Source organism: Hespellia stercorisuis DSM 15480 (assembly GCF_900142165.1).
Taxonomy (GTDB): Bacteria; Bacillota; Clostridia; order Lachnospirales; family Lachnospiraceae; genus Hespellia; species Hespellia stercorisuis.
This window is the reverse complement of the sequence record NZ_FQZY01000052.1, coordinates 21270-31306: the sequence shown is the minus strand read 5'-3', so window position 1 is coordinate 31306 and position 10037 is coordinate 21270. Positions and strand designations below refer to the sequence as shown.

Genomic DNA, 10037 nt, shown 5'->3' with positions numbered 1-10037 from the left:
TCTTGCGTATTCTCGTAATGACGAAGCACGCATGTCTGAGGATATTATCTCTATCATGGATACCTGTAAATCAACTAAAAACGAGCACCTTATGTGGTTCAGAAGGTTATTGGACAATCACTTTGAGGGTATCATAGCTCATGCAACATATGACATATCAGCTGGTAAGATTGAGGGTATAAACAACAAAATCAAAACATTAAGACGACAGGCTTACGGATATCGTGATGATGAATACTTCTTCCTTAAACTGTTTGATATCAGCAGGAAGACTTATGTCAGAAATCCTTTATCCCACAAAATTTGTGATTGAGCCGATTTTTGCTCTGCATTTTCCAGTTCTCCCATTAAAGTCGTATGGGTTTCTCCTAGCAGAATCGGAACAATATTCATGCTATTGTTTTGATTAAGTGCATAAATATGTAAAATTTTCATTCCATATATCAGTGCCATGAAACCTTTAGCCAATGAATCTCGGGAATTTTCAAACAAATCTATTATTTGATTCTTTAGTTTGTGATTAGTCTGAATGTCACCGATTTTATTAACAATACTATGCACACCACCACTAGCTGCATTAAGCACTTGTGCTTCCACAGCACCCTTCAAGGCTCCTACAATGCCGAACCCACCACCTGACCATTTACCTCTGTGTGCTTTTCTCATTTCTCTATAATAATGTAATTCCTCTTGGGTACTAGTTAAAGCACAATACTGTTCTTCAATTTCTTCCACTGGTTCTTTCCATGTTTGAGCAAATAACTCATCTACTAATTCTCTGAAATATTCAAAATCAAAAGGCTTATCCGCATTATCAGAATCTGTAACAAATTCTACTGCTTGTCGCATATAAAACGCTACCTGATCATCTACAAACACTGATATATTTTCAAATATATTTGGATTTTTATAATCTAAAGAATCATAAAATTCACAAAAATCATTTGCTGCTTTTTTTGCATATTCTATGTATTCTTTTTCCACATTTATAGATATGCATTCTTCTGTCGTAAAATATATTTTTTTGCCATATAATGAAAAAACTTTTGCCTTTTCTTGCATATTTTCACCTCATTTTAAGCATCACAGAAAACACTTCTCACTTTTCTTTCAGTATTTTACGCAAATACCTTTCGGTATAACCGTATTCTTTTGCAAGTTCCCTTAAATTTGTTCCATTGTATCTATGCTTTACTTCCTGCATAATATACTCTGGCTTATATAAACGCATCGGAAAGGTTACTTGTTGTCCTTTAAAATTGTCATAAATTATTTGAGCGTTTTCTACACCGACAGAATCAACTAATTGACTGTATATCTCAGCTAGTCCCTCTTTCTTTTTCAAAGAAATCAACATGCCACCACCTCTCTGATTTATTTTCTTTTACTATACACACTCTACAATGTTTAATCATCTGTCTTTTCTCTTGTAAATTTCCTTATATATTGATTGCATTTCTTTATCATCTCATCTCGAAATGTAACCAAATAGTAGCATTCCAAGTATATTATGCTCTCCTTTGGTAGCATTATCAAGAGGTGATTTTATGTATTTTAAAAAAATTGAAGATTTAAGAATTGATAATGATTTATCTCAATTACAAGTTGCTGACCAGCTTGGCATTCAAAGAGAAGTTTATCGTAGATATGAAAAAGGAACACGAACGATTCCTATAGACTTACTTATAAAATTAGCTGATTTTTATAACACAAGCTTAGATTATCTTGTTGGTCGAACAAATAAAAAGTCCCCCTATTAAATAAATCAAACGGACCCCCATTACTTCTCCCATTTTTACACTACCACTTTTGCATATTTCCAAAGAGATGTTACGATTCCTTCAGACGGTGAATTGCTCAATCTATATAATGAATATATGAGACCACAAATCATCAAGCAACATATACAGCGATATTCAATTTATTATTCCAAAAGTGATACGCGTTGGCACAGTTATCTGCCTGATGAAAACAAAAGAGATTATCACAGACTTGTTGCAAGGAAGTTATGAGAACACCTTGAAAATATCATAGTGAATTTTCACATTCAAAACGAGAGCAACTCAACACTTCAGACCTTACAAGAGCGTTATAAGTCTTGGTTTGATTATAAGCTGGTGGAGACCTCTCCTGCCAATATGCACAAGCTAAATTGGATTTGGGAAAAGTACTATGAGAAAGATTCTATTGCCACAAGAAAAGTAAGTGAATTAAAAATTGTTGAATTGAAAATGTGGTGTATTCAAAAAATCGAAGCGCACACTCTGACTAGCAGGCAATTTAAAGACATGAAATCCGTCATGAACATGCTTCTAGATTATGCGGTAGAGCTGGAACTGATTGTTGTCAATCCGGCTCGAAGCGTCAGGGGAATTTCATACAAGAAATTCAAGCCACAGAAGAAAAAAAGCGTACAAGAGCAAGTGTATGTGAATGACGAAGAGTCACTCTTGATAGATACCGCCCTAGAAGGCTTTAGAAAGACTAAAAACACTGCTTACTTGGCGGTTTGCCTAAATTGTACGTTGGCGTGCAGAGTGGGCGAATTAGTCGCAATTCAGCTTACAGACATATCCTCGGACACTTTGCATATTCAAAGGCAGGAAATCAAGAATTATGAGCTTATAGAGGGTGTTTTGCATCGGCATAGGTATCGGATTGCCTATTACACGAAATCAACCGATTCAGACCGATATATCCCTTTGACATCAATCTCACATCGGTTCTTGGAAATGATTATTGCAGCCAATGAAGAAGCTGGATTCCACTCCGAGTACCTTTTCTTAGATAACGATGGAGAGCGAATGAATAACGATGTAGTGAACAACGTGTTGCGCCGCTTGAATAGAAAAATTAACACAATCCAAAAAGGGAACCATTCAATTCGCAAGACTTGTCTTAGCAACATGAACGCATCAAAGCTACTATCTGATGAAGAGCTTCGCACCTTTGCAGGGCATAAGGAAGTCAGTACAACACAACGCTCATATGTATTTGCAGTTGACACCTTAGACCGTAGACAAGATGCTTATGAGCAAGCAATTTGCGGAAGAATAAAAAAGTAATCACGAGTAATCAAAAAATCGAATAAAATCTATGAACAAAAAAATAATGGAATGCCTTATAAATAAAGCATTCCACTCTCTTTTTATCAACTGCGGAAGATGGGACTTGAACCCACACAGCTCGAAAGCTACAAGATCCTTAGTCTTGCTCGTCTGCCAGTTCCGACACTTCCGCATGTTCGGTGCAATCTGTATCGCACCGACAATAGATATATTACTATTTTTTAACACAAAAGTCAATAAGAAATTTTATTTTTTTAAGATTTCATTTTCAGGATCTGCCAACACAACTTTTCTGATCCGGATTCGTGAAATATTATGCAACTTTTGTTTTTGCTACTTCTGCAAGTGTTGCAAATCCTTCTGCATCATTGATCGCCATATCAGCTAAAATCTTTCTGTTCATTTCGATTCCAGCTAATTTCAGGCCGTGCATAAACTTGCTGTAAGAAAGATCATTCATTCTTGCTGCAGCGTTGATACGTGCGATCCAAAGCTGTCTCATCTGACGTTTGCGCTGTTTTCTTCCTGCGTAAGAAGAAGTCAAAGCTCTCATTACGGACTGTTTTGCAACTCTGTATTGTTTAGATCTGGCTCCTCTGTAACCTTTCGCCAGTTTTAATGTTCTGTTATGTTTTTTCTTAGCGTTCATTCCGCCTTTAATTCTTGCCATTTCTTAATCCTCCTTTAATCAATTCCATCTTATAAATATGGTAAAATCTTCTTCATGTTCTTTACATTTGTCTCATCTGCAATTGTTGCATGTCTAAGATTTCTTTTTCTCTTAGTAGACTTCTTCGTTAAGATATGGCTCTTGAAAGCTTTATTTCTTTTCAGTTTACCTGTACCTGTTTTTTTGAAGCGCTTTGCAGCAGCTCTATTTGTTTTGATTTTTGGCATAATATATTCCTCCTTAAATTGTGTGTTCACATACAGCCGTATGCTTAGTATTTATTTTTAACGTTTTTCAGTTAAAACCATGCTGATGCTTCTTCCCTCTAACTTTGACGGCTTCTCGACTACAGCGATGTCTTCAAGTGCCTTTGCAAAGTCATCCAGAATGTGGCGGCTCTGATTCATATGTGCCATTTCACGACCTCTGAAACGAAGGGTGATCTTGACTTTGTTGCCCTTTGAAATAAACTTTCTGGCATTCGTCATCTTGGTGTTCAGATCATTAGCCTCGATATTCGGCGACAGACGAACTTCTTTTAACTCTACGGTCTTCTGTTTTTTCTTGGCTTCTTTGTCTCTTCTAGTCTGTTCATATTTGAATTTGCCATAATCGATAATCTTACATACCGGTGGCTTTGCCGTCGGAGCAATTTTTACAAGGTCCAGTTCAGCTTCCTGTGCAAGCTTCATCGCCTCTCTTGATGACATTACTCCTAATTGTTCTCCGTTCTCGCCAATCAAGCGGACTTCTCTGTCTCTGATTTGCTCATTAATCATTAAATCGCTAATTGTAGTGCACCTCCATAAATGAATTCCTTTGGGTAACTGCGTCACATAAAAAAACGAGTGAATATTCATCCACTCGCATATCTACATAAAAGTTCTGTCAGACTGACATTCCCTGCTGTATCAATATCGAACCATTAGTCACACTTTTGTGCTACGGTGAGAGTGGATACTCTACTTTGTTTTTCGCTTCACGCACTGTCTAATTTAACACATTATATACTCCATGTCAAATCTTTTTTCTGCTTTCGCGCATATTTTTTTTCTGCTTTCGCGCATATTTTTCTAATTTTCTGCATGTTTATTTTTTCTGCTTTTCTGCACGTTTCATATATTTTCTATTCTGCTATCTGGGATTCCCCATAAAAAACAGTGCAATTGTTCCCGGTCCGGAATGCGTTCCAATCACCGGTCCGACATGATTGATCATGAAGTTATGCAACCCGAAACGCTCCTCCACCTGCTTTTTCACATACTCGGCATCCTCGATACAGTCTCCGTGGCTGATCATGACCATATCGTTCTGGTCTTCAAAGCCCCTGATCTGCTCCGCCATCCGGTTCACCAACGCCGTGAGGGACTTCTTGCGCCCTCTCGTCTTGTCGATGTTGATCAGATGACCCGCATCGTCCACGTGCAGAATGGGTTTGATATTAACCATTGTCCCCAGAATTGCCGTGGCCTTGGACACCCTTCCCCCGCGGTGAAGGTGATTCAGATCATCCACTGTAAAGTTATGGCATACATGGAGGATGTTCTCATCCAGCCATGCCAGCACTTCCCCGATATCTTTCCCCTGTTTTCTCAGTTCAACGACTTTATAGAGAAGAAGCCCCTCTCCCATGGATGCGCAAAGCGAATCGATGACATGAATATGAACGCTCTTATCCTCCTCCATCAACTGCTCCGCAGCAATTCTTGCACTGTTATAGCTGCCGCTGAGCCCGGATGAGAATCCAATATGAAGGATATCCTTTCCCTGCACACTGAGACTTTTGAACGTATCATACGCCTGCTCCGGGTTGATCTGCGAGGTCGTCGGCATTGCTCCGCCTCTCACCATCGCATAAAATTTTTCTCTGGACATCCTCTCGTCCATGTCTTCATAGGTCGTGCCATCCAGAATGTATGATAGCGACATTACGGTTATACAATTTTCATCTAAATATGTTTTTGGTAAATCGACGGTACTGTCTGCTGTAATAATAAAGTCACTCATGCTTATATCCCTCCCCTTATTTTGCTTCACTTATCATATCACTATTTATATCTTTTCGCAAAATTTTTCTCCAGGTCCGAATAAACAAAGCCCCCGTCACCGTCACTGATATAAAATCTGCGAGCGGCTCCGCATAATAAATCCCCATCACGCCTATAAAACGTGGCAGGATCACTGCCAGTGGAATCAGAAGAAGCACTTTTCTGAGCAGTGCAATAAACAGCGACACCTTCGCCTCCCCAAGTGCCAGGAACGTAGACTGGCAGGCCATCTGGACCCCGAAGACCGTGATTCCCAGGAAATAGATGCGCATTGCCTCGCAGGTCAGCTCTGTGAGCTTCGCATTGTCTGTAAATATCCCTGCGTATATCTGTGGAAAGAGCACCGCAATCCCGGCCAGGATCACCGTCCCCGTCAGACAGACCGCAATCATTCTCCGAAACGCCATCCGCACCCGCTCCAGATTGCCGGCGCCGAAATTGTAACTGATGATCGGCTGCACTCCCTGCGAGATTCCCTGCACCGGCACCACGATCAGCTGCATCACGCTGGTCATGATTGACATTGTCCCCACGTACAGATCTCCCCCGTATCTCTGCAGGCCGGAATTTAGTGTGATGCTGACCAGACTCTCCGTACTCTGCATGATAAACGGAGCAACCCCCAGAGCTGTGATACCCGCCACCGTTTTCCCCCGCAGCCGGATAAATTTGCGGCGGATGCGGATCACACTCTTTTCCGAAGTCAGAAATCGAATGGCCCAGGCCGCACTGACCGCCTGTGAGATAATGGTCGCCAGAGCCGCCCCCTTCACGCCCATATCAAAGCCAAAAATCAGGATCGGATCCAGCACGATATTGATCACTGCGCCGATCAGTACGGAAAGCATCGCCGTCCTTGACGCACCCTGCCCGCTGATAAATGTATTCAGTCCCACCGCCAGCTCGACGAATATGGTTCCCATCAGATAAATCCCCACGTAGTCCACCGCATAGCCTATCGTCTTGTCACTGGCGCCGAATGCATATAGAATCGGCACCTTGTATATAGAAAGAACAATGGTCAGAACCACAGAAAATCCGAGCAGCAGCCCCACACTGTTCCCCAATATCTGTTCCGCCCCTTCCACATCCTTCTTCCCGAGCTGAATCGAGGCCAGCGGCGCCCCGCCCATTCCGGCAAATGCACTGAATGCCGCTATCGCCATCAGAATCGGAAATGTGACACCCACACCCGTCAATGCCAGATCCCCATAACCCGCAATGTGTCCGATGTAGATCCGGTCAACAATATTGTAGAGTACATTAATAATCTGGGCTGCCACCGCCGGAACTGCCATGCTGACGATCAAGCGGCCAATTGGCTCTGTGCCCAGTCTTTCATCTTGTTTTTTCATCTTTTGTTTTCCTCGTTTTTTTATTCTTTATATAGTATATCTCTTTTTTCTTCTCACTTCAACCGGAACTGACCACAAAACAATTCTCAATTCAACTTGATATTCATATAACTTCTCCCTGACAGTGTCTTATTAAATCCCACGAAGCAGAATATCAGTATGACACCAATCAGGAATCCAGCCCAGTTGAACAGTGCGGTCAGAAGCAGAAGCATCAAACGCATAAATTTCAGCGCGTACCCCAGTTCAAAATTAGGCTGGGTGTAATTGGCCACTGCCACAAACGCCATGTAGAGCATCACCTCCGCATTGAACCACCCGGAGTTTACCGAGAACTCTCCCATCACAATTCCCGCGATCACACTGAGCGGTGTACTGAGCATGCTGGGTGTATTCAGCGCCGCAAGCCGCAGGCCGTCAATAGCAAGCTCCAGAATCAAGAACTGGAAGATCAGCGGGATATTGACCGTATTTTTGACTGCCACAAAAGCAAAAACCTTCGGGAGCCACTGCATATTCTGCATCAGCAAAAGAAAGGTCGGTGTCAGAAACACTGTCAGCAGTGTAATCAAAATCCTGGAAATCTTCAGATACACCCCTGTGATCGTCGGAAAATAATAGTCGTTTGCCTCCTCGATCATATCCAGGATCGATGTCGGAAGAATCATAGCGGACGGAGAATTGTCTACCAGAAGAATCACCTTTCCCTCCAGCAGACAGGCAGCTGCGGTATCCGGACGTTCCGTAAATTTGAATTTTGGAAATGGATTAAACCATTTTCTTTTAAATATTCCTTCCGCCAGACTCTGCTGATTCATCCTCAGCGCATCCAGCTTCAGATTTTCCAGACGATTGCTGATATTCTGCAGCAGTTCCTGATCTACCCGGTCTTCCATATAGCATACCGCGACATCCGTTCTGGAGCTGTCTCCGATCTCTTTCATTTCCATCACAAGATGTGGATCCCTCAGGCGCCTGCGCATCAGTGCTGTATTGAAGACGATAGTCTCCACAAATCCATCTCTGGAGCCCCGCAGCGACTTGTCCTTATCCGGTTCCTCCACACCTCTCGCCGGATACGTACGGCAGTCGATGGCCACACAGTCTGCGTATCCATCGATAAACAGGCACGTCACCCCCGACAGCACATTTTTCACAATACTGTCAAAATCCGCAAGCAGCTCTACCTCTACATAAGGAAGACATTTTTCCAGAAAGCCTTGGGCATCCTCCGGCATATCACTGCTCTGCACGCCAAAAAAGGAATCCATGATCTTGAGCATTGCCTCGTCCTTTGTGAACCCGTCTATAAAATAAAATGCCGCATCTCTTCCGCCGATCTGCATTTTCCGTTCAATCAGATCAAAGCTTTTATCCAAAGGCAGAATCCGCTGCATAAAATCCACATTATCACGAAGTGTATGCTTCACACTGCCTGCTATACTGTTCTGTGTATTGTTGTCTGTATTCATTAAAATCCCTCTCTGACTCTTCTTTTTCTGCCGGGGCAAAGCGGACGCATTCGCGAATAGACAGCAATTCGGATTGTGTGTGTCCGCTTTGCGAGCATGGACGTTCACATACTCCTGTCAAAATTCGTTCATGAAAAAAATGGAGACAGATTAAAATCTGTCCCCATCTCCGGTTGTCCCTGACAGTTTTCTGTCTTTAATAGGATTTCCATTGTCTGTTCTTTTATTCTCTATTCCAAAATCTTTTCAAACCCGTAACAGCTTTTCTCGAACCGGGTTTTTATAAAATCTGAATCTCTATTTTGTAGTACTCCCAAATCCACCGTTTCGTGTGCTGGTCACATCGTCATCCACCGTGATTCCATATTCAACGAAAATCCCCTGTGCAAAGCCTGCACCCTTCGGAATATCCACGGTCTTCCCCTCATGGGTGTCATTGGTCAGCTTGGTGAAAATATGTCCCTCGTTGTCCGAATAAAAGTAATCGCTGTCGATCACTCCGACTGTATTGTTCAGCTGCAGTCTGTACTTGAAACCGAGACCGCTTCTGGGATAGCACTTGAGCACCCAGTTTTCTTCCATCTCGACGCGGATTCCGGTCGGAATCTTTGTCTCTTCGCCCGGCGCAAGCCGAATCGGGTACGGTGCATAGAAATCATACCCTGCCGATCCTGCCGTCGCCCGCTTTGGGAGCACAATTCCCTGATATACCTCCAGGATGGGCGATTCCTCGGTCGGTCCGAAGGTATCGATCCACGCCTCCTTGTATTGTTCAAAACTCACCTTATGAAATTTCGCGATACGTTGCATTTTTTGTTGTTCTCCTCTTGTTTTTATTGTGCCGCTCTGCGCTGCCCCTCTTCTATAAGTAAAGCAGATATTTCACCATTTCGTATTCTGCGCACTTGCAGTGCAATATGCTTACGGACAATCATGCAGTACAATTTTTCCCATCTGCAGGCTGTCCGACACATCAATTACCCTCTGGTTTGCACTGCCCTTCCAGTGCAGTCTCGAATCTGCCTCTGCCACGATGAACTCACCGTCGACTACGACATCCAGATTCTTGACCAGGGGAAGATCTTTTATTTCCTCCCACAGGGAACCGGTATAGAGCCATTGTGTCTTCTCCGGATATTTTTCACGGATTTCTCTGGTCAGTTCCGCAATTCCCCGGATATTCGCTTCGTGAAGCGGGTCTCCGCCGCTGTAAGTAATCCCGCTGATATAATCTTTTTCAAGCTGATCAAAGATCTCTGCTTTCGCCGTCTCATCAAAGGCGAGCCCGCCCTCTGGATCCCAGGTAACGGGGTTCTGGCACTCCGCGCAGTTATGGTCGCATCCCGCAACCCACAAAACCACACGAAGTCCGTCTCCGTTCAGCATATCGTCTTTCGTAATATTATGGTATCTCACTTTGTTGT

At 42.8% G+C, this 10037-nt stretch carries 13 protein-coding genes and 1 tRNA gene; 3 read left to right on the top strand and 11 right to left on the bottom strand.

Annotation, left to right across the window (positions count from 1 at the left end; genetic code table 11):
- On the top strand, nucleotides 1-313 hold a 313-nt coding region (locus BUB85_RS15105), incomplete at its 5' end, for a transposase (protein WP_143160748.1).
- On the opposite strand, the gene BUB85_RS15100 is transcribed toward BUB85_RS15105, so the two are convergent.
- The gene (locus tag BUB85_RS15100) at nucleotides 274-1062 is read right to left on the bottom strand and encodes a hypothetical protein (RefSeq protein ID WP_073111989.1); all 789 of its coding nucleotides are present in this window, start codon (nucleotides 1060-1062) and stop codon (nucleotides 274-276) included. The two genes, BUB85_RS15105 and BUB85_RS15100, sit on opposite strands and share 40 nt — an antisense overlap.
- Nucleotides 1063-1099: 37 nt before the next feature.
- Nucleotides 1100-1357 carry a Mor transcription activator family protein gene (locus BUB85_RS15095; RefSeq protein WP_073111987.1) on the bottom strand — a complete coding sequence of 86 codons (258 nt, stop codon included), beginning with the start codon at nucleotides 1355-1357 and terminating at the stop codon, nucleotides 1100-1102.
- A 190-nt stretch (nucleotides 1358-1547) separates the two neighbouring features.
- Between BUB85_RS15095 and BUB85_RS15090 the strand changes: the two genes are divergently transcribed.
- Together BUB85_RS15090 and BUB85_RS15085 are read left to right on the top strand one after the other, a co-directional pair.
- The gene (locus BUB85_RS15090) at nucleotides 1548-1760 is read left to right on the top strand and encodes a helix-turn-helix domain-containing protein (protein ID WP_073111985.1); all 213 of its coding nucleotides are present in this window, start codon (nucleotides 1548-1550) and stop codon (nucleotides 1758-1760) included.
- Nucleotides 1761-2033: 273 nt separating this feature from the next.
- On the top strand, nucleotides 2034-3065 hold the full coding sequence (locus BUB85_RS15085; protein WP_073111982.1) for a tyrosine-type recombinase/integrase: 1032 nt from the start codon (nucleotides 2034-2036) through the stop codon (nucleotides 3063-3065).
- 91 nt (nucleotides 3066-3156) lie between these two features.
- Here the strand turns inward: BUB85_RS15085 and BUB85_RS15080 are convergent.
- The 9 genes from BUB85_RS15080 to nrdG all read right to left on the bottom strand — a co-directional run bounded on the left by BUB85_RS15080 (nucleotide 3157) and on the right by nrdG (nucleotide 10029).
- Nucleotides 3157-3240: transfer RNA gene (locus tag BUB85_RS15080), tRNA-Leu, on the bottom strand.
- A 141-nt stretch (nucleotides 3241-3381) separates the two neighbouring features.
- Nucleotides 3382-3738, bottom strand: coding sequence for a 50S ribosomal protein L20 (gene rplT / locus BUB85_RS15075; protein ID WP_073111980.1), 357 nt, complete (start codon nucleotides 3736-3738; stop codon nucleotides 3382-3384).
- A gap of 29 nt (nucleotides 3739-3767) precedes the next feature.
- Nucleotides 3768-3965: a 50S ribosomal protein L35 gene (rpmI, locus tag BUB85_RS15070; protein ID WP_073111978.1), complete on the bottom strand. Its 198-nt coding sequence runs from the start codon at nucleotides 3963-3965 to the stop codon at nucleotides 3768-3770.
- A 57-nt stretch (nucleotides 3966-4022) separates the two neighbouring features.
- Nucleotides 4023-4517, bottom strand: a complete 495-nt coding sequence (infC, locus tag BUB85_RS15065) for a translation initiation factor IF-3 (RefSeq protein WP_073111976.1) — start codon at nucleotides 4515-4517, stop codon at nucleotides 4023-4025.
- 355 nt (nucleotides 4518-4872) lie between these two features.
- Nucleotides 4873-5745, bottom strand: coding sequence for a DegV family protein (locus BUB85_RS15060; protein WP_073111974.1), 873 nt, complete (start codon nucleotides 5743-5745; stop codon nucleotides 4873-4875).
- Between the two features lie 16 nt (nucleotides 5746-5761).
- Nucleotides 5762-7141, bottom strand: coding sequence for an MATE family efflux transporter (locus BUB85_RS15055; RefSeq protein ID WP_073111971.1), 1380 nt, complete (start codon nucleotides 7139-7141; stop codon nucleotides 5762-5764).
- Nucleotides 7142-7227: 86 nt separating this feature from the next.
- Nucleotides 7228-8538, bottom strand: a complete 1311-nt coding sequence (locus BUB85_RS15050; RefSeq protein WP_408607099.1) for a spore germination protein — start codon at nucleotides 8536-8538, stop codon at nucleotides 7228-7230.
- 372 nt (nucleotides 8539-8910) lie between these two features.
- A complete protein-coding gene (locus BUB85_RS15045) occupies nucleotides 8911-9423 on the bottom strand; it encodes a dCTP deaminase/dUTPase family protein (RefSeq protein ID WP_073111967.1) in 513 nt (170 codons plus the stop codon).
- A 111-nt stretch (nucleotides 9424-9534) separates the two neighbouring features.
- Nucleotides 9535-10029 (bottom strand): anaerobic ribonucleoside-triphosphate reductase activating protein, encoded by a 495-nt coding sequence (nrdG, locus tag BUB85_RS15040; protein WP_073111965.1) that lies wholly within the window; start codon nucleotides 10027-10029, stop codon nucleotides 9535-9537.
- Nucleotides 10030-10037: the final 8 nt, after the last annotated feature.